The 19,434-nt window shown below is 45.7% G+C and carries 16 protein-coding genes and 1 riboswitch; of the genes, 6 read left to right on the plus strand and 10 right to left on the minus strand.

Annotated elements, in window-relative coordinates; genetic code table 11:
• The first annotated feature begins 43 nt into the window (after positions 1 to 43).
• From CQS04_RS04680 to CQS04_RS04695, 4 genes are all read left to right on the plus strand, one after another.
• Positions 44 to 1,924, plus strand: coding sequence for a putative bifunctional diguanylate cyclase/phosphodiesterase (locus CQS04_RS04680; RefSeq protein WP_100353028.1), 1,881 nt, complete (start codon positions 44 to 46; stop codon positions 1,922 to 1,924).
• A gap of 95 nt (positions 1,925 to 2,019) precedes the next feature.
• Positions 2,020 to 2,823, plus strand: coding sequence for a squalene/phytoene synthase family protein (locus CQS04_RS04685; protein WP_100353802.1), 804 nt, complete (start codon positions 2,020 to 2,022; stop codon positions 2,821 to 2,823).
• Complete coding sequence (locus tag CQS04_RS04690) at positions 2,820 to 3,026, plus strand: hypothetical protein (RefSeq protein ID WP_100353029.1); 207 nt, start codon at positions 2,820 to 2,822, stop codon at positions 3,024 to 3,026. The genes CQS04_RS04685 and CQS04_RS04690 overlap by 4 nt, the downstream gene beginning before the upstream one ends.
• Entirely contained in the window at positions 3,023 to 4,102 is a 1,080-nt protein-coding gene (locus tag CQS04_RS04695; RefSeq protein WP_100353030.1) for an AI-2E family transporter, read from the plus strand. Before CQS04_RS04690 ends, CQS04_RS04695 begins: the two co-directional genes overlap by 4 nt.
• A gap of 58 nt (positions 4,103 to 4,160) precedes the next feature.
• On the opposite strand, the gene CQS04_RS04700 is transcribed toward CQS04_RS04695, so the two are convergent.
• From CQS04_RS04700 to CQS04_RS04735, 8 genes are all read right to left on the minus strand, one after another.
• On the minus strand, positions 4,161 to 4,571 hold the full coding sequence (locus CQS04_RS04700) for a VOC family protein (protein WP_100353031.1): 411 nt from the start codon (positions 4,569 to 4,571) through the stop codon (positions 4,161 to 4,163).
• 11 nt (positions 4,572 to 4,582) lie between these two features.
• Positions 4,583 to 5,257, minus strand: a complete 675-nt coding sequence (locus CQS04_RS04705) for a hypothetical protein (RefSeq protein ID WP_100353032.1) — start codon at positions 5,255 to 5,257, stop codon at positions 4,583 to 4,585.
• A gap of 177 nt (positions 5,258 to 5,434) precedes the next feature.
• Positions 5,435 to 8,464 (minus strand): efflux RND transporter permease subunit, encoded by a 3,030-nt coding sequence (locus tag CQS04_RS04710; protein WP_100353033.1) that lies wholly within the window; start codon positions 8,462 to 8,464, stop codon positions 5,435 to 5,437.
• A 13-nt stretch (positions 8,465 to 8,477) separates the two neighbouring features.
• Positions 8,478 to 9,032, minus strand: a complete 555-nt coding sequence (locus CQS04_RS04715) for a TetR/AcrR family transcriptional regulator (protein ID WP_100353034.1) — start codon at positions 9,030 to 9,032, stop codon at positions 8,478 to 8,480.
• A gap of 86 nt (positions 9,033 to 9,118) precedes the next feature.
• Positions 9,119 to 10,075, minus strand: coding sequence for a DMT family transporter (locus CQS04_RS04720; protein ID WP_100353035.1), 957 nt, complete (start codon positions 10,073 to 10,075; stop codon positions 9,119 to 9,121).
• Positions 10,076 to 10,093: 18 nt separating this feature from the next.
• Positions 10,094 to 11,317 (minus strand): peptidase T, encoded by a 1,224-nt coding sequence (gene pepT / locus CQS04_RS04725; RefSeq protein ID WP_100353036.1) that lies wholly within the window; start codon positions 11,315 to 11,317, stop codon positions 10,094 to 10,096.
• 19 nt (positions 11,318 to 11,336) lie between these two features.
• Positions 11,337 to 12,176, minus strand: coding sequence for an STAS domain-containing protein (locus CQS04_RS04730; RefSeq protein ID WP_100353037.1), 840 nt, complete (start codon positions 12,174 to 12,176; stop codon positions 11,337 to 11,339).
• Between the two features lie 98 nt (positions 12,177 to 12,274).
• Complete coding sequence (locus CQS04_RS04735) at positions 12,275 to 13,975, minus strand: M3 family oligoendopeptidase (protein WP_100353038.1); 1,701 nt, start codon at positions 13,973 to 13,975, stop codon at positions 12,275 to 12,277.
• A 173-nt stretch (positions 13,976 to 14,148) separates the two neighbouring features.
• Positions 14,149 to 14,262: riboswitch (SAM riboswitch) on the plus strand.
• Positions 14,263 to 14,361: 99 nt separating this feature from the next.
• On the opposite strand from CQS04_RS04735, the gene CQS04_RS04740 reads away from it, so the two are divergent.
• Both CQS04_RS04740 and CQS04_RS04745 read left to right on the plus strand, forming a co-directional pair.
• Complete coding sequence (locus CQS04_RS04740) at positions 14,362 to 15,660, plus strand: O-acetylhomoserine aminocarboxypropyltransferase/cysteine synthase family protein (RefSeq protein ID WP_100353039.1); 1,299 nt, start codon at positions 14,362 to 14,364, stop codon at positions 15,658 to 15,660.
• 122 nt (positions 15,661 to 15,782) lie between these two features.
• Positions 15,783 to 16,769, plus strand: coding sequence for a homoserine dehydrogenase (locus CQS04_RS04745; RefSeq protein WP_100353040.1), 987 nt, complete (start codon positions 15,783 to 15,785; stop codon positions 16,767 to 16,769).
• 372 nt (positions 16,770 to 17,141) lie between these two features.
• Here the strand turns inward: CQS04_RS04745 and CQS04_RS04750 are convergent, their stop codons facing one another.
• Positions 17,142 to 17,714 carry a lipoprotein gene (locus tag CQS04_RS04750; protein WP_100353041.1) on the minus strand — a complete coding sequence of 191 codons (573 nt, stop codon included), beginning with the start codon at positions 17,712 to 17,714 and terminating at the stop codon, positions 17,142 to 17,144.
• Between the two features lie 159 nt (positions 17,715 to 17,873).
• Positions 17,874 to 19,406, minus strand: a complete 1,533-nt coding sequence (locus CQS04_RS04755; protein ID WP_100353042.1) for an AbgT family transporter — start codon at positions 19,404 to 19,406, stop codon at positions 17,874 to 17,876.
• Between the last annotated feature and the right edge of the window lie 28 nt (positions 19,407 to 19,434).

The following is a 19,434-nucleotide window of genomic DNA, read 5'->3' on the forward strand; positions in this document are numbered from 1 at the left end:
CCGTTAAACTGAGACTAAAAGCTCGTAAGGCGGTGGCATTCACATGACGATCAAAACATCCATGTTGGTTTTTGGTCTTGTGCTGTCTGTCGCTGCCTTTTTCTATGCCTTTTTTTGGGCCAATGTAGATCCCTATCACATTGTCATCGATGTGATAGGAGCGGGGGCCATAGGGGTATTAGTCGGATGGTTAGTGGCCAGTCGCCGTAAATTAACTGATGAACGACGTCTTTCCATTGAAGAAGTAGAGACAAAGCGCAAAGAGTTGGAAGACATTCAGCGAGAGCTCGATGCTTTGTATTTTAATAGCAGTGCTTGGATTTGGAGCATTGATTTAGAGCGAGAGAAATTAAAAGTCTCAACAGGAATTTTAGAGCTCTTTGGTTATTCACAACAAGAGATCGAAGACGATTATCAAATATGGTTAACAAAAGCGTTAGAAAGTGATAAATATATCGCAGAGCGTCATCTGGAGAAGCTTCTTCGAGGAGAGCGATCTGAAGCAGAATGGAGACTGTATAAAAAAGATCGCTCTATTGCTCATATCCGTTCAATCGGAGAACCCATTCGAAATGACGAGGGCAAAGTTACTCGAATCGTAGGGGTTACATTTGATTTTTCAAAAGAGATCGAGCTGCAGGAGACGATGAGCCGGATTGCTATGACGGACACTTTAACGCAGTTGCCGAACCAAGTGTACTTCAATCGCCAGTTGGAAGTGCGTATTGAAGAGAGTGAAGAAGACGAGCAGTTGGCACTTATCTACTTCAATGTAGATCGGTTGAAGTTTATTAATGACATGTTAGGTTTTGAGACAGGAGATGAAATTCTGCAGCTGATTGCTGAACGGATGCCGATGTACTTTGGACACGATACTCTGATGGCCCGCTATGGTGGAGATGAGTTCATCATTGCTTATCCCCATCATGACCGTGAAGCCATGCAGATGAAGATCAATCAATTTATGGAGTCGTTCCATACGCCTTTCCATACAGCAGAAGACGAATTGTTCGTCAGTGTAAGTATCGGAGTAGCTTTGTACCCGGATGATGCCGAGAGTGTGAACAGTCTGTTGTCTAAAGCGAATGCGGCTTTAAAGCGAGCCAAACGAAAAGGGAAAAACAACATCCAATTCTATATACGAGAAAATGAGGAGCTTCAAAAACGGAAGCTTCGGATTGAGCATGACTTGAAACGAGCCTTAGAATTTCAAGAGTTTGAGCTATATTACCAAGCCAAAGTCTCTTTGATGTCACATAGTGTCCAAGGAGCCGAGGCCCTTATCCGCTGGCACCATCCAATCTTAGGAGAGATCTCACCTGCTGAATTCATTCCGATTGCTGAAGAGTCTGGCCAGATTGTGCCGATTGGTGATTGGGTGTTGAAACAAGCCATCCATCAAGTGAAGTTATGGGAAGAAGTGGGAACACCTCTACGTGTCGCGGTCAACGTTTCGAGTGCTCAGCTGGAAGTGACTGATTTTATGGACCGTTTGCAGTTGCTACTTTTGGAAAGTGGGATCACACCGAACCTACTTGGAATTGAATTGACTGAAGGCATGGTCCAAAATGTAGAAGCGGCCGTTCCGATTCTGTTTGAGATGCGACAACTCGGTGTGAGTATCTACATTGATGACTTTGGGACCGGCTATTCATCTCTCGGTATCTTAAATCAATTGCCTATCGATTTCATCAAAATCGACAAGTCGTTCATCCAAGAAATTCCCCATAATAAAGGGCAAGCCACTTTAGTGAAGACGATTATTGAGATGGGCCGGAATCTTGGATTTGAACTCGTGGCAGAAGGCGTGGAGCGAGAAGAGCAGGCGGAGTTTCTGCTTCAGAACGGCTGTACCAAAGGGCAAGGCTTTTACTTCTCTCATCCCCTCCCAGTTGCCGAGTTTGAACAACGCTATTTACGCTAACCTCTCCTTAGGGAGGGGTTTTTTGATACAATAGAAGGTACGATAGTTGAGAATGGAGGATTCTTGTGAAGGCCAGTCCAGAAACACGTGATGCGATGCGCGTTTTAAAAGAAACGAGCCGCACGTTTTACATACCAATTACTTTTCTGCAACGCGATCTTAAGAAGGCGGTCGCTTCCGCTTATCTCTGTATGCGTGCAATTGATGAAATAGAAGATCATGAAGACATTCCTAAAGAACTGAAAGCAGACATTTTATTAAAAACAGCAAGTCTACTAGAATCATCGTTTGATGAAGAGGCGTATCTACGAGCGCTCGAGCCGATTCAACACTTGATGCCAGAAGTCACAATTCGCTTGGCGGACTGGGTCGCGTATTGCCCTGAAGGAGCTAGAAAGCGAATGCAACTAGCTACTGCTGAGATGGCAGAGGGAATGGCCAAATGGGCACTGAAAGAATGGAAAGTGGAGACGCAAGAAGACTTAGATGACTACACGTACTATGTAGCAGGCCTTGTCGGTGTCATGCTATCGGACATGTGGGAATGGGATTCAGGAATTCGTACAGACCGAGACCTCGCCATTGGATACGGTCGAGGATTGCAAGCCGTCAACATCTTGCGCAATCAAGAAGAAGATTCGGAACGTGGGGTCGGTTATTTTCCGAAGCAGTGGACTCGTGCGGATATGTTCGCTTATGCGGAAGCCAATCTCGCGAAAGCCGATGCCTATATGGAAGACATCTCCAAGCGCAGTATCCGTTTGTTCTGCCAGCTGCCTTTAACATTTGCTCACAAAACGATGGACGCCATGAAGCATGGACGTGAAAAAATGACCCGAGCAGAAGTGGAACGAACCGTTCAAGAAGTCGCAGGGAGCGATTGGGAGGAAAGAGCATGAAAAAATTAAAATGGTTACTTCCCATCATGGTGATCTCTGCATTTTTCTCCGTGCTGATTTTACGAGATCATCCAGATGTGACATTCCAAAATAAAGTGTTGATTACGATAGGGGCTTCTCTAGTATCGGCACTAATAGGCTTTATCTTATTACGACAAGACATCGATAAAGTCGACCCGAAACCAAAGGAGAAACTAAAATGACTAAAAAATTATGGTTTCAAGTAGGAGTCGCGATTTTGCTGACTCTTGTGATTATCCGAATGGTTGTGGAAGTGCAGGCGATTTTCAACCCGTTCTTTGTGATTTTACGCACGGTATTTTTGCCACTTTTAATTGGGGGCGTGCTGTTTTATCTCACACGTCCTTTAGTGAAGCTATTAGAGAGAAAGAAAGTGCCTCGTTGGGGCTCTATTTCCATAGTGGTTATCTTGCTACTTGCAGTCATCGTTGGATTCACCTCAATTGTTGGACCCGTATTGACTAATCAAGTGAACGCATTAGTGAAGAATGGTCCAGTTATTATCAAAGAAATTGAATCGATGACAGACTACGTTCTAGACCAACGAGACCGACTTCCTGAATCGATGCAGGACTCTATTCAAGATGCAGTCGGCAGAGCCAATGAGTTTGCGGTCTCTGGCGGGACTTTGTTAATCAACTTCTTCCAAGGACTGTTCCAAGGAATCTTTATGCTCGTATTGGTGCCGTTCTTCTTAATTTACATGCTAAAAGATCATGAAAAACTTGCTCCATTTGTTGCGAAATTCTTTAAAGGTGAGCGTAAGACGTGGATTCGCAAGACACTTGCGGATATCGATGAAACATTAAAGACATACATACAAGGCCAACTACTTGTCAGCTTTTTAGTAGGTGTCATGTTGCTGATTGGATACATGATCATTGGTTTAAAGTACCCACTGTTACTTGCCTTGTTTGGCATGCTGACAAATGTAATTCCATTCTTGGGACCGTATCTAGCGGTCATTCCGGCGATGATCATTGCCTTTACTCAAGAGCCAATCATGGCGCTGTGGGTGGCTCTCGTCATGTTGGTTGCTCAACAGATTGAGAGTAACCTGATTACACCAAACGTTATGGGGAAATCACTCGACATCCATCCTTTGACAGTAATCACAATTATTTTGTCAGCAGGAAGCTTAGCAGGCTTGTGGGGAATCATTTTAGCAATCCCGGCGTATGCGGTTGTGAAATCGATTTTACGTAACATCTACGCGTATCGTGAAGAGATTCGGGATACAGCGAATAAAGACGTTTAAAAAAGGCAGTTTCTCATTGAGAAGCTGCCTTTTCTAAGTTCTGTCCCGGACTCTTTTGTTATGCTGAAACCTCGTGGCTGAACTGCCACTGAATCCCATATTGATCTTGTACGATTCCATAAGCTTTACTCCAAAACGTTTCTTGGATGGGCATGAGGACACGCCCCTTTTCGGCAAGCAAGTTGAACTGTTGCGTTAAAAGATCGGCGTCATCGCCAACGATTGCCAAAGTGATTCCGTCCCCGTGGGTAACTGGGTTTTGCGGCATCGAGTCTGAAAAGAAGAGTGGTGAACCGTGAACCGTGATTCGTGCGTGAAGCACACGGTTTCCTAACTCTGGATCAGCTTCATGTCCAGGCATATCTTTAAAATATTGAATGTGAGGAGCTTCTGTTGCAAATACCTCGTGATAAAAACGTACCACTTCTTCTGTGTTCCCATTAAAATTCAAATACGCAATAACTGGCATCCTTTTTCCTCCTAATCGATTGGACAAAATCCACATTTGAGCTGTCCTGCAATATCTTTTGCAAGACAGCAGGTTGATCGAACTGGCACTCTCGTCAAATCTAGAGCGGACCTACCCGCAACAAAATTAGAGAACTTTGCGGCCCCTTCTCCTAAGTCAGGGTTTTGTAACAACATCCAGTCAGTTAACGCCTTTTCCCATAAATCGGCTTGCTGTAGAAAAACGGAATAATGCCAAACTGTGTATCCAAAAATATTTTCCCAGTGAATCTGCTGAATGGCAGGCGATGTCGAAAGAGACGTGACCACAGTATCTGCTAGGTTCCAAATAGCTTGCACAGCATGAGGCCTTTCCGTTTCATTTTGCAGCGGCACATAGTGTTCTTCTTGCACAAAGGCACTAATAGCCGGATTCCCATATTCACGGACCAACACCCACTGCAAATTGTTTGGATCTCCCACCCATCGTTCATCATAAAGAGTCAGATTCCAGAATTGCATGGACAAGAAAAGACCTAGACGACGTGTGAGATAAGAAGCGGCTGCAGTTTTGTGTGGCGCCTGGATGATTTCTTGAACCGTCGTCAGATGCTCTTTCCATTCTCCTGTGTGAAAGAGGACAGGACCAGCCGGCTGCAGGTAAACACTGTATTGAGTTAGTTGCTGGCGCTGAGAAGTAGTTAACATAGTTTCAGTATAAAAGATTTTTTCTGACTCTGCTTGACTTTTTAATTGAAAATGATTATCATTACCATAAGGTCAACAAGCCATCGTGCTTTTCTCCAAAAAGGACACGATTGTCTCGCCCCCCTCAAATGTGAGACACAAAACGAAAGCGCCAACCGCTAGGGTTGGCGCTTATTTTCATGCTTTCTTCGTTTCGCGACGGACATCTCGGAAGAAGAAGAATTCATAAATTACAGGCACTATGATCAGTGTCAACAATGTAGAAGACGTCAACCCACCGATTACTGTGATAGCCAGTCCTTTTGAAATCAACGTTCCAGAAGATGTAGTGAGCGCAAGAGGGATCAATGCTGCAATCGTTGCAAATGCGGTCATCAAGATCGGACGCAAACGCGTCTTCCCAGCTTCCACTAATGCTTCGCGTATCGGCATCCCTTTGTCATAACGGTTCTGGTTGATTCGGTCCACCATAACAATGGCGTTTGTCGTTACAATCCCAATGAGCATCAAGAATCCGATCATCACACTAACGGATAGAGGTTCTTGAGCAATCAGTAAGCCAAACAAGGCTCCGATTGGTACGAACAATAGGGAAGAGAGGATGACAAACGGGATTCGTGCTTTTCCGAATGTAATCAGTAGCGTCAAATACACAAGACCAATCGCACTCAAGATAGCGATACCGAGCTGTTGGAACACTTCAACAGTTTCATCACTACCACCGCCACCTTCAAGTGATACAGATTCCGGAAGGTCGATGTCGCTTTCCACTGCAGCGAGTACATCTGTAGAAACAGCACGAATATTTTCTGCGTTTACTTGTGCCTCCACTCGAGCAAACACGCGACCGTCTAGTTTCTGTATAGAAGTAAACGATTCAATCTGTTCCACGTCTGCAACTTCAGACAAGGTGACGGGACCTTGAGTTGTGAACAACGTCAACTCTTCAATTTCTTCTGGCGAGGTCACGCCTTCATCATAAGACAGCTGAACAGAAGGGCGGTCCTCACCTATCTGAAGTTCTCCGAGTTCAACGGGACGTGTCTGGTCAGAGATAGCACCGAGGATTTGGAAACCAGAGATGCCTCGAGCATCTGCAGCTTCAGTATTTACTGTCACAACAAGTTGTTCTTGCTTTTCAGAGAAATTGTTGCTTACATATTTCAAATCGTCGCGCTCAGAAAGCAATGCTTCCACTTCAGCAGCGGCTTGCTCCAGATCGTCCAGGTTGGTCGAGAACAAGTCAACGACGACATTGTTGTTGGTTGGTGGACCTCCTGTAGACACTTCTGAGACAGAAACTGTTGTCTGGTCGTTGATACTAGTCACTAATTCATCCATATCTGTAGCTGCTTTATCTAAGAATGCGTCTAGATCGGCATCATCGTTTAAAGAGATAAAGTAACCGGCTCGGTTAACGAGTTTGATGCCCGTTGCAAAGTCACGTGCCCCAACGGATGTTGTGACGCTGTCTACTTCGTCATACCCGAGGAGCAGCTGTTCGACTTCTAAAGAGACTTCATTAGTCCGGTCAAGTGTCGTGGAGGATGGAAGCTCAATGCTTGCCTGTACAAGACGCGACTCTTCATCAGGTATAAATGTAAATCCAAGACGTGGCACGATGGCAAATGAAGCTCCTAAAAGGACGAGTGAGATGAGCAAGACGAGCCATTTTCGGCGTAATGACCATGCGATAGCACGACCATACTGACGTTGCAGGACGTCTTCTTTTTCTTCTTGCTTGATCTTCTTGAACGAAAACTTCGCTAAAATCGGAACGATGGTAATTGCTACAAGTAAAGAAGCTAGTAACGAGAATACGACCGTCAAAGCAAATGGCAAGAAGAACTCTCCTGTAATCCCGCTTACAAAGCCTAAAGGCAAGAATACGACGACCGTTGTGATGGTCGAGGATGTGATGGCTTTTAAAATCTCTTTTGTAGAGGTTTCCACCATCTCGTTGGTCATTTCCACACCAGGCTTTCTGAGGCGCCTGAAAATGTTCTCGATAACCACGATACTGTCATCGACAACTCGTCCGACAGCAACAGCCATACCACCGAGTGTCATGATGTTGAGAGTGATTCCTAGTTGATTCAAGAAAATCGCTGCAATCAATAAAGACAGCGGAATTGAGATGATGGCAATGATGGTTGCACGCCAGTTGCGTAAGAAAATGAGTACTGCGATGGATGCGAATAGAGCACCAAGCAACCCTTCTTTTACAAGCGTTTCAACCGATTTTTCAATTCCTTCAGCGGAGTTGAAGCCGATAGAGTACGAAAGCTCTCCATCATACTTCTCAAGTACTTCTAACACTTCATCTGCCACTTCAACAGTGTTGGCATCTTGTTTTTTCGTGACGGCCATCGAGTAGGCTTCTTCATCGTTGTAGCGAGTGATTTCATCCTGTGTCTCGACTTCTTCAATCGTCGCAATGTCCCCGAGTGTGACGGGTGGCGCTGATGGATTGAACGAGTTCTGTAGAGACAGCGATTCCAGATCGTCAATGGATTCTAGTACTTGTTCCACTTTGACAGGAATGGTGATGTCGTTTTGTTGTACTTGTCCTGCTGGGAAACTAAAGAACTTTTGATCAATCTGATCTTTGATCTGACCAAGTGTAAGGCCCGCTTGCTCCGCAGCTGCTTGGTCTACAGTGATTTGAAGCTCGGTATCTGTAAGTCCACCGACAGATACGGAGTTCACACCAGGAATTTTCGAGAGCTCTGGGATGACGTCCGTGTCTAGCAACTCATCAAGATCGACGCCTTCTTCAGCAAATAATGAAATATTGAAAATAGGGAAGGCGCCAAACGAAAGGCGACTGATTTCAACAGTGGCTTCTTCAGGTAGACCGGCTTCTGCAATCGCAGTATCCGCTTGTTGCTCGAGGCGATCTAGGTCGGTGTCAAATGGGAACACCAAGTTGATGACACCAATTGTGTCATAAGACGCGCTCTGAATCTCTTGCACACCTTCAAGTCCTTCAAATGCTTGTTCGAGCGGGGTGATCACTTGCTCGTTAACATCATCTGGAGACGCGCCAGGATAGACGATCTGTGCAGAGAGCTGCGGGAATTCAATGTTTGGAAGTAGATCGATTTTCAGACGGCTGAATGAAAACAAGCCGAGTAAAATCAGTAAGAATGCAAATATAAATACGGCAACGGCGTTACGTAGACTGAACCTAGTAATCCAACTCATTGCGTCTCCTCCTTTAAAATCCTGTAATGACAATCTGGTCAATCTGCTGACGGATCTCTGTCAAGCGTTCTTCATTGAACGAAGGATCCATAAAAATCTCATTTCGAAAACTGTCGAGCATACCTACATAAAGCCTTGCCTTCGTGGCGGCATTTTCTATCCCATGCTGCTCGAAAAATTGGCGAATCAATTCAATATACGCTTCGATGAAGTCCATCAAGGCATCCATCGCTTCCTCATGTTTATGATTGAGCTGCAAATACATTCCTGACCGATGGCGTTGTTTCCAGATATTCTGAAGGTGTTCTTGCGAGATGGCTTGGAGCGTTTCTGGAAATGTGCGCTGATTCTGGATATGACGCTCAATTGTGGTCAAATACATTGAAAACGTAAACTTCATCATATCTGTATACAATTCTTCTTTTGAAGGAAACATGGCGTATAAAGTAGATTTCGATATTTTTGCGAGGCGAGCAATGGTCAGCATCTTGGCTTCAAAAAAGCCTTCTTTACCAAAGGTTTCAAGTGCTGCAAATAAGATGCGTGAACGTAGTTCTTGCTCCGTCATATCTCTCCCCCTTTTTTAGAGTACCCGTGAGTACTCTGAATGTACACCCTTTGTATAAAGTTTGTCAAACAAAAACCACGTACCTTTTAAGATACGTGGTTTGAGGTCGTGTGCAATTTTTGTTTTTGTTCCCAAATAGTATGCAAACTATGCGCAAGAAGTCCGAGGACGATGATGCCCATCCCAGCTAATGCAATAGGAGCGGGTAGAGGGAGTTGCAGTAGCACCATCTCTCCCGCTACAACGAATAAGATCTCTGTAGACTGAGTGGCTTCTACGCTAGCTAGGCGACTTTGGCTATGTCTCGCCATGTCAGTAGCCATGAAGAACAGCACGGTCGCAATCACTCCGGAACTCACACCAACAAAGAAGGACTGCAAGACCTGACTTCCAGACGGGAGACCGACTGTCATCCAAGCATAGGCAGCCAACAGGATCCAAGCGGGAAGGGACGCTATCGTCATCCCAAGAACGCGCTGATAAGAGTCTAGTCGACTTCCGACGTGCTGCATCATCTTGCGGTTTCCAAGAGGGTAAGCGAATGCAGCCACCACAACGGGCAAGGACCCGAGCAGCAGTGTCGCTAAGGGAACGGACGCTGCTTGAGGCAAATGAAGCAGGAAAATGCCAACTAAAATCACTCCTGAAATTACTAATGCAGCGCGAGGAATCACTTCACGATTCCCATCATTCGAAAGAAACAGGGGAGCCAGTAAAATTCCTGCGACAATCGTCAGCTGCCACATCCCGGCAACGAGCCATCCAGGACCAAAGGCAGCTGCATAAGTCAGAGGAGCATAGAACAGGACGAAGCCGACAAAGCTCCAGATGAACCAAGGTCCGGGACTCGTTCTCATGTCACGAGCAAGAGGTGGCAAGCCACCACGCATCCAGACGATGATGACAAGGAACGGCACCATGAAAAAGTAGCGGAGCGATGCGCCCCACATCCAACTGCCACCTGAGAGCTCCATTGCATGATTCAACACGAATGTCACTGCAAAGAATAGGGCAGCGACAATTCCTAAACCTATAGCCTTCATCTTCGTCCCGCCCTTTCCTTACTTCAATGCAGCGCGCTTGATGATTTCTTGTACGACTTGAGTGGCTTTTTCCATATTTTCAATCGAGATGTACTCAAACTTGCCGTGGTAGTTTTCTCCGCCTGTAAAGATGTTTGGTGTCGGCATCCCCATATACGAAAGCTGAGAACCGTCTGTTCCGCCACGAATCGGAATAATAAGTGGTTCAATTTCTAAATCTTCCATGATGGCTTTCACGTGATCGACGATTTCCATGACTGGTGTGATTTTTTCACCCATGTTGTAGTATTGATCGTTCAACTCCACTTCAATTGCATCGTCACCATACTGCGCGCGGATAGCCGAAGCGGCATCATGGAATCGTTGTTTCTTTTCTTCGAACTTGGCTTTGTCAAAGTCACGGATGATGTAATCCATCACGGTTTTCTCGACTTTACCGTGGATATCCATCAAGTGGACGAAGCCTTCGTAACCTTCTGTCTTTTCAGGTACTTCTTGAGGAGGCATATGGGACTGGAATTTCATCGCCATCGTGATGGCATTGACCATCTTGTCTTTCGCGGAGCCTGGGTGAACGCTCACGCCATGCGTCGTCACACGAGCACCAGCAGCGTTGAAGCTCTCGTATTGAAGTTCTCCAAGAGGGCCGCCGTCCATCGTGTAGGTATAGTCGGCACCAAACGCAGCAACATCAAACTTATGTGGTCCGCGGCCGATCTCTTCGTCTGGTGTGAAACCGACGCGAATCTTGCCATGTTCGATTTCAGGATGTTTCAAGAAGTAGTCCATAGCTGTCAAAATGATAGCAATTCCGGCCTTGTTGTCAGCGCCAAGAAGCGTTGTGCCATCTGTCGTCATCAATGTATGGCCTTTGTATTTAGGAAGCTCTGGAAAATCCGATACTTTCATAGTAGTCGTAGCATTCAATACAAGGTCTTTCCCGTCGTAGTTCTCTACGATCTGAGGGTTCACGTCTTTTCCTGTGTAATCCGTCGCTGTATCGACGTGAGCTAAGAAGCCGATAGTAGGCACGTCTTTTTCCGTCGTTGCAGGAAGGGTAGCAAACAAGTAGCCGTTATCATCCAGTGTGATTTCTGTCATGCCCATCGTTTGAAGCTCTTGTTCAAGCAGGCGAAGCAAGTCCCATTGTCCTTCAGTAGAAGGAGTTGATGTGCTTGCAGCGTCAGACTGCGTATCAATTTTAGCGTAGCGCGTCAGGCGCTCGATTAGCGTTTGTTTCATAGCCAGGATGGCCTCCTTGTTATTTTTCAGTAAATAAGCGCTGCACGGCGCGCTCAATTGTAGAGATCGTATTGACGTCTTGGAAGCTGATGCCAAGTTGGACAGCTGTTTGCGCAATCTCTGGTCGAATACCAGACAAAGTAGACTCTACGCCGAGCAAACGAAGTGCCTCGATTAGTTGGAAGATTTGTTGAGCGACCATCGTATCGATGATAGCAACTCCAGAGATATCGATCAGCAAGCTCTGTACGCGCTTTTGTGTACACTGTGTCAACGCATTTTCAAAGATGTGCTTGGCACGGTTTGTATCGATATCTCCGACGAGTGGTAGTAACGCTACCCCATTGCTAAGAGAAATAACAGGTGTACTTAATTCGTTGATCATTTCTTGCTGTGCGCGCAATTTCTTTAACGAATAGTTGTGATGTTCCTCTGTGAACCAGGTCATTAATTTACTGAAGGTTTTCGTGACCGTAGCAATCCATTCTTGAACCGTTTCATGAGTGAGGTCACTAGCTTGTCGTTCATATCTATACAACAAGTGTATGTATTGTTGTTGGGTGTTGAAGAATTCCTGCAAAATAAAGTGCAGTGGGGTATTGAGGTGTTCGGGATCTCGAGCGATTTCAAGTACCCATGCTTCGAATTCTTTTAAGAAAGTAGCTTCATCTTGAACAAATACCTTACAAAAGCGTTCATGAAAGCCGTGGTTCTGTTGCTTGATTGTCTCTATAACTGTGGCATCATTCGATGCATAGACGCCACTAGTAGATTCTTTATCTAGAGCCGCATACCATTCTTCTGTTAAGTCCCACGTGTGTTTTTGCAAATACTCATACAGTTCTTGATTGGGTGTCATCCGCGTTTCTCTCCTTTTTATTTCGAAGTTCCTACGCTCTAGTGTAGTGGACAGAGAAGACAATAGGCAAGTCCGCACTGGACCTGCCTAAAGAATTGTTATAGAGCTTCGTCATCCACGTTGTTCAGATACGCTTCAATTTCTTCTACGACACCTTCGATGCTGCCTGGCTCAAATGGAGATTTGAGGTTGGCTGCTTCCACAAGTTTCGTGAACGGAAGAGATCCGCCAAGAGTGCACAAGTACAGATAATCTTTCCATGCTCCGTCGAAATCTTCGCGTGAGCGTTTCCAAAATTGGAATGCACAGATCTGAGCTAGTGTGTAATCGATGTAATAGAAAGGTGATGCATAGATGTGGCCTTGACGTTGCCAGAACGCACCTTCTTCTAGATATGGATTGCCGTCGTAATCGCGGTGAGGCAAGTACGTCTGTTCAATCTTTTTCCAAGCAGCTTTGCGCTCAGCAGGTGTCATCTCCGGATTTTCATAGACGACGTGTTGGAATTCATCAACTGCTACACCGTAAGGCAAGAACAACAGACCGCTCATCAAGTGAGAGTATTTGTACTTCTCCGTCTGGTCTTTGAAGAAGTTCTCCATCCAAGGCCATGTGAAGAATTCCATACTCATCGAGTGGATCTCTGCAGACTCAAATGTCGGCCAGATGTATTCAGGGATTCCGATGTTGCGGCTAGAATACACTTGGAACGCGTGACCTGCTTCGTGCGTTAACACGTCGATATCACCAGACGTTCCGTTGAAGTTCGAGAAGATGAACGGTGAGTCGTAGTTCTCGATGAACGTACAGTAACCGCCAGCTTCTTTTCCTTTTTTCGCTACAAGGTCCATCAGGTTGCGGTCAAGCATGAACTGGAAGAACTCGTTTGTCTCAGGAGACAGTTCCTCGTACATCTTCTTCCCACCATCGATGATCCATTCTGGAGACCCTTGTGGAGTCGCGTTCCCAGTCAAGAACGTTAGAGGCTCATCATAATGCTTCAATTTCTCAACACCAATGCGTTTTGCCTGTTTTTCATAAAGTTTTGTAGCTACCGGTACGATGTAATCACGGACTTGGTCGCGGAACGTCTTGACCATCTCTGCATTGTAATCGATTCGGTTCATTCGAATATAGCCAAGTTCGACGAAGTTTTTATAGCCCATCTTGTGTGCAATCTCTGTACGGACTTTGACAAGCTCGTCATAGATGGCATCAAACTTATCGGCATGGGATGCGAAGAAACCAAAAGAGGCTTCTTTTGCCTTTTTACGTGTATCACGGTCTGTAGATTCTGCAAACGGTCCAAGTTGTGCAAGAGTCAGCGTCTCACCATTGAATTCTACTTGTGCCGAAGCAACTAGTTTCGAGTAGTCCGAAGCTAGTTTGTTCTCTTTTTGAAGTAAAGGCATAATTTCAGGAGAGAACGATTTGATCTGGAACTCAGCTAAGTCAAATAATTGTTGTCCCCAACGCTCTTCAAGATTGGAGCGGAAAGGCGAGTCGATCAGCGCTTTGTAGTACTCTGTCACGATTTCTTCCATCTCCGGGGAGATTTCATCAAAGTAGTCACGCTCGCTTTGATAGAAGTCGTCATTCGTATCGATAGAAGCACGAATGTACACGAGGTTCGCCATCGTGGAGAAGTCAGCACGCAGCTGATTTAACGTTTGAATAGCTTCGTTTTGCTCGTCATAAGAAGAGGCTTTTTTAAAGGCTTCCAGGGCTTTATGTGCTTTTGTTTTTAGAGCAGACATATCTGGACGTTCATATGTATACTCTTGGAATTGGGTTGTCATGCGAAAATCCTCCTTGGATTCTTCGGTAACCGAAGGTCTCACCGTCTATTGTTTCGCAATTCAGAGTGTTTGGCAAGCGATTTCCGGCTGAAAAAACAGAAAATTTGAAATCGGTTGTTGACAGATGATTCCCAGTTGTTTTATACTTCAATGCAACAGACAGACGTATATGACTCTTATCCAGAGTGGCGGAGGGACTAGGCCCTGCGAAGCCCGGCAACCAACAAGCAATTTTGCTTGGAAAGGTGCTAATTCCTACAGATCAATTTTGATCTGGAAGATAAGAGGAGGACAAGCATTCGCCCCTCTTCTTAATTGAAGAGGGGCTTTTGTATTGTCACTTCCTCTCTGGATGTCTGATCTGACACACAAAGGAGGAAGTTATTATGACAAACTTACGACCAGAAACGATTCTACTTCACGGAGGCCAACAGCCAGATCCAGTGACCGGCTCACGGGCGGTACCAATCCACAAGACGACATCATTTGTTTTCCAAAGCACAGAGCATGCACAGAACTTATTTGCATTAAAAGAAGCGGGGAACATCTACACACGTATTGGAAATCCGACGGTTGACGTGTTTGAACAGCGCGTCGCACAGCTAGAAGGTGGGACGGCTGCTGTGGCGTTATCTTCTGGAATGTCCGCTATTGCGTTCTCGATTTTAAATATTGCCGGAGCAGGCGATGAGATTGTCGCAGCTTCGAACCTATACGGGGGCACGTACAATCTGTTCGCGCACACATTACCTCGTTACGGAATTACAGTGAAGTTTGTGGACTCGACTAATCCTGAGAATTTCCGCGCAGCGGTGACTTCCAAGACGAAAGGGTTCTTCGCAGAGACGATTGGAAATCCGAGTCTGAATGTTCTCGATATTGAAGGGGTAGCTCGTGTAGCAAACGAAGTGGGAGTGCCGCTTCTCATCGATAATACATTTGCAACACCTTACGGGACACAGCCAATTCGCCACGGGGCGCATGTTGTGATCCATTCTGCTACGAAATGGATCGGTGGACATGGGACGACGATTGGTGGAGTGGTTGTAGATGGAGGCAACTTCGACTGGAATTCTGAGAAATTTCCAGGATACACAGAGCCAGATGTAACGTATCACGGACTGCGTTATGGCATCGATGTCCCGCAAGTGGCTTTTGCGATTCGCCTTCGCGTGCAGTTATTGCGTGATTTTGGACCAGCACTGAGTCCTGAAGCGGCATTTTCTTTCCTGCAAGGACTGGAGACGCTTCACTTACGTGTCCCGAAGCACAATGAAAATGCGCAGGCAGTCGCAGACTACTTGAAGCAACACGAAGAAGTGGAATGGGTGAATTACCCGGGGCTTAAAGAGCATCCGTCTCATGAGCTCGCGAAGAAATACTTGTCTCAAGGAGCAGGCTCGATCTTGACATTCGGAGTAAAAGGCGGAAAAGAAGCAGGACGTTTACTGATTGACTCGATTCCGTTATTCTCCCACGTAGCAAACGTTGGAGATGCAAAGTCTTTGATCATTCATCCTGCTTCTACGACACATCAACAATTAGGTGAAGGGGAAGAATTAGCGCGAACAGGCGTGACACCCGAATTAGTACGATTATCAATTGGTCTCGAGCACATCGACGACATTCTAGAAGCGTTAGATGCTGGATTACAAGCTGTGAAAAAGGCCGCTCTTCCGGTCTGATTTGTCCGTATAAGAAAAACAAATGTACTCTAGAGAAAGATTTTTCTTGTTTTCTTCGAAGGCTTCCTCTAGAATAGGAAAAATAATACGGCGAATGGACGCACCGAGTTGGAGGAATGAACATGGCAAAATTACGCGCAGCAATTTTAGGATATGGAACGGTCGGACAGGGGATCTACCGAATTTTACAGGACAAACGAGAAGAGCTTCACCGCTCTCTCGGGCTCGACATTGAAGTTGGCGCCATCCTGGTGAATGATCTAGAAAAACCGCGTCCCGATACGCCAGGCGTACTCATCACGGATAACTTCGACGACATCTTAGCCATCCCAGGGTTGCAAGTCGTGTTTGAAGCCATTGTAGGAGAAGAACCCGCATACGGGTATTTGTGCCGAGCAATCGATAAGGGGTGTCACGTCATCACAGCAAACAAAGTGATGTTCTCTCGCTACCACATCGATCTGCACGAACGTGCGAAATCAAAAGGTGTCTATATTGGCTACGAAGCGACAACAGCCGGCGGCGTCCCTGTCATCAAGACACTGAAAAACCTGTTGCAGGTGAATTCTGTACAGCGCATCCAGGGAATCTTGAACGGGACATCGAATTACATTTTGACATCTATGCGCACAGATAACAGTGCATTCGACGAAGCTCTTCGAGATGCGCAGGCTCTTGGCTATGCAGAAGCGGACCCATACAATGACGTATCGGGTATGGATGCCTTTCACAAATTGATGATTTTGAGTGCACTGGCATTCGACGAGCAGCCGGAGCGCGGGGAAGTAGACGTCAAAGGAATCGACACGATTACACTCGAAGACGTAAAACGTGCCGAGCAGGAAGGGCTACGTTACCGTCATGTCGCAGAAATTGTCCGGCACCCGGATGGGCGATTAGAAGCGTCGGTCGGCCCACAACTTGTAGGGCCGGATCATCCTCTTTATGCCATTGAAGGTGTCAACAACGCCGTGGCCGTCGATACAAACTACATCGGTACGTTGACTCTCGTCGGTCCAGGGGCTGGTATGTACCCTACAGCGAGCGTCATGGTCGAAGATTACGCGGAGATCATTGGCAAACGCGCGGGGTTTATGATCTCGATTTAGTAGTTAGATGTGAAAGGCGTTCGATCAGAAATCTCGTGAAAACCAGGCGCACCAAGTGAGGCGCTCTTTGCCTCGGTTGGGGTGAATGGTTTTTACGTGTATTTCTAACGCCTGCAACTCGATATCACTAGATGTGGAACAGGCTCGCCCTTACTAAGAAGGTTTTAAGACTCTAATGGGTTTTCTGGAAGGTGAGCGGTCGTTCTGGAACAAGTGAAGCGATTTCTTCGACATGGAAAGGATTTTCTAGAACATGTAGGTCACTTTCTAGAACAAGTAAACTCGCTTCTAGATCCCAAGTCGTTCTATGGAAACCAAACCCACACAAAAAATCCTTGCCCTCCCACACTAAGTGAGAAGACAAGGATTCTTTTAATTCAAACCTTCAATAATTTGCTCTGCAAATGAGAACGCTTCTTCAACGGATTGGTTCTGTGCCAAATGATACTGAATCATGTAGCCCGCGCCTTCTTTGTCAAAGCCAATGTATGCTGTACTGCGAGTGGATCCAGGAATCAGTGAATAGTCCACTTCTTCGCCTGCAATTTCTCGTTTTTCAGCATTGTCTAGAGTCCCGTATGTTTCTGGGTAGATGTCTAGCTCAACTAATGGGGCATCTTTGAACAGTTCACCGTGTAAGACTTCCACGTCGTTTTGTTTGCCCCAAGTCTCAGCTGTTAAGCCTTCCATTGGCTTTTTCGTCGTTTGGTAGATCAAGTGAGCAGACGTTTGGTTTTCCTCTTGAACGCCTTCTTCTAAATACGCTAAGCCGATTTCGTGGTTATCCAAAGTAGGAATGGCTACATCTGTACCCAGTGCCTCTTCAATTTTTTGTTCCACTTCAGAAGAAGGACCTTCTGTTTCTTTCGGTTGCGTAGTCTCGTTGTCGTCTTGGCAGCCTGCAAGCATGCCAACAGCCACTGCTGCTAAAAGCCATTTCTTCATGTTGTTCGATTCCCCCTCTAGACGTTACTTTATCACTGATTGAATAATCTGAAAAGAGGGCAGTAGACCTAATTGGAAGTAGTGACCTAATTTCTCGATTTTTCGACAAAAAACTGCAGCCTTACTCAATAGTTCGAGTGAGACTGCAGTTTACTAAGTCTATTCTTTTGGCATGTAGATTCCAGAACCAGGTCCAAGATCGATACCAAGTGCCATCCAAATGAACAACATAATCGTCCAGACGATGAAGAATGCAATGGAATATGGAAGCATGGTTGCAATTAAAGTTCCGATTCCGACTTTCTTATCATACTTCTGAGCAAACGCAATCACGATTGCGAAGTACGGCATCAACGGAGAGATGATGTTCGTTGAAGAATCGGCAATACGGTACACGACTTGCGTCAATTCTGGTGTATAGCCGAGGTTCATCATAATCGGTACAAATACCGGAGCCATGATTGCCCATTTTGCAGAAGCACTACCAATGAACAGGTTGATAAAACCTGTGATCAATAGGAATGCAATAATGAGTGGGAAGCCAGTGAATCCTGTGCTCTCCAATAATTCCGCCCCGTTAACTGCTAGTACAAGACCTAAGTTCGAAGTTGTGAAGTATGCAACGAACTGAGCCGCTACAAACGCAAGAACGATATACGAACCCATCGTTTCCATTGTTTCAGATAGCTGATTGGCTACATCTTTATCGTTCTGAATCGCTTTAGTGATTTTCCCGTACACGTAACCAGGTACGATGAACAGAATCAAAATAACTGGAACTAGTACATGGAAGAACGGTGCATCTACTAAGTTCTCTGCGCCAGCACGAAGTGGTCCCCAAGATGGGATGACAAGAAGTGCTAGACCGATTGATACGATGACGATAGAAATCAACGCACCCCAAAGACCTTTTTTCTCTAGTGGAGATAAGTAATTTACTTCTTCTTTCACGTCTCCTTTATAAGCTCCAAGACGTGGTTCTACAATTTTCTCAGTGACAATTGTGCCGACGATTGTAATCATGAATACGGAAGCAATCATGAAGTAGTAGTTCATCGCATAGTTGATGGTTTCTGCATAGTCTGCATTGAAAATAGCGGCAGCATCTTGCGTCAATCCACCTAGAAGTGGATCAAGAGATGTCAGTAGTAAGTTTGCGCTGAATCCACCTGAAACCCCAGCGAACGCGGCAGCAAGACCAGCAAGTGGATGGCGGCCTAAACCAGCAAACAAAACAGCACCAAGTGGTGTCAATACAACATACCCTGCATCGGCAGCCATGGAAGACATGACCCCACCGAATACTAGTGCAGCTGTTAACAATTGCTTAGGTACAGAAGTAACCAATCCGCGAAGTGCCGCACTGATTAAACCAGAGCGTTCTGCAAGACCAATACCAAGCATTGTCACAAGGACTGTTCCAAGAGGAGCAAATCCTGTGAAGTTCGTGACCATACTCTCGAACAGGTAAAGAATCCCTTCCGAGTTCAATAAGTTTTTAACGGTTAACGTTTCGCCTGGATTCATCGGATCTTCAACGCTGACACCAAGTGTCGAGAAGATAGCTGAAAGCACTAAGATGATCACAGAGAACAGCGCGAATAACGTGACCGGATGCGGCAGCTTATTCCCAACGGCTTCAATGCCATCGAGTGAACGCAGAATGAACCCGCGTTTTTTCGTAGTTTCCATTTCATAACCTCCAAAATTCTATCGCAAT

It is taken from the genome of Chryseomicrobium excrementi, from assembly GCF_002798305.1.
GTDB lineage: Bacteria > Bacillota > Bacilli > Bacillales_A > Planococcaceae > Chryseomicrobium > Chryseomicrobium excrementi.

Bases quoted from the DNA above. Each gene is read 5' to 3' on its own strand.
- CQS04_RS04740 (WP_100353039.1), top strand. From the start codon at position 14,362: ATGACAAACTTACGACCAGAAACGATTCTACTTCACGGAGGCCAACAG.
- CQS04_RS04705 (WP_100353032.1), bottom strand. From the start codon at position 5,257: ATGTTAACTACTTCTCAGCGCCAGCAACTAACTCAATACAGTGTTTAC.
- pepT (WP_100353036.1), bottom strand. From the start codon at position 11,317: ATGAAACAAACGCTAATCGAGCGCCTGACGCGCTACGCTAAAATTGAT.
- CQS04_RS04750 (WP_100353041.1), bottom strand. From the start codon at position 17,714: ATGAAGAAATGGCTTTTAGCAGCAGTGGCTGTTGGCATGCTTGCAGGC.
- CQS04_RS04745 (WP_100353040.1), top strand. From the start codon at position 15,783: ATGGCAAAATTACGCGCAGCAATTTTAGGATATGGAACGGTCGGACAG.
- CQS04_RS04715 (WP_100353034.1), bottom strand. From the start codon at position 9,032: ATGACGGAGCAAGAACTACGTTCACGCATCTTATTTGCAGCACTTGAA.
- CQS04_RS04735 (WP_100353038.1), bottom strand. From the start codon at position 13,975: ATGACAACCCAATTCCAAGAGTATACATATGAACGTCCAGATATGTCT.
- CQS04_RS04710 (WP_100353033.1), bottom strand. From the start codon at position 8,464: ATGAGTTGGATTACTAGGTTCAGTCTACGTAACGCCGTTGCCGTATTT.
- CQS04_RS04720 (WP_100353035.1), bottom strand. From the start codon at position 10,075: ATGAAGGCTATAGGTTTAGGAATTGTCGCTGCCCTATTCTTTGCAGTG.
- CQS04_RS04700 (WP_100353031.1), bottom strand. From the start codon at position 4,571: ATGCCAGTTATTGCGTATTTGAATTTTAATGGGAACACAGAAGAAGTG.
- CQS04_RS04690 (WP_100353029.1), top strand. From the start codon at position 2,820: ATGAAAAAATTAAAATGGTTACTTCCCATCATGGTGATCTCTGCATTT.
- CQS04_RS04695 (WP_100353030.1), top strand. From the start codon at position 3,023: ATGACTAAAAAATTATGGTTTCAAGTAGGAGTCGCGATTTTGCTGACT.
- CQS04_RS04680 (WP_100353028.1), top strand. From the start codon at position 44: ATGACGATCAAAACATCCATGTTGGTTTTTGGTCTTGTGCTGTCTGTC.
- CQS04_RS04685 (WP_100353802.1), top strand. From the start codon at position 2,020: ATGCGCGTTTTAAAAGAAACGAGCCGCACGTTTTACATACCAATTACT.
- CQS04_RS04730 (WP_100353037.1), bottom strand. From the start codon at position 12,176: ATGACACCCAATCAAGAACTGTATGAGTATTTGCAAAAACACACGTGG.
- CQS04_RS04755 (WP_100353042.1), bottom strand. From the start codon at position 19,406: ATGGAAACTACGAAAAAACGCGGGTTCATTCTGCGTTCACTCGATGGC.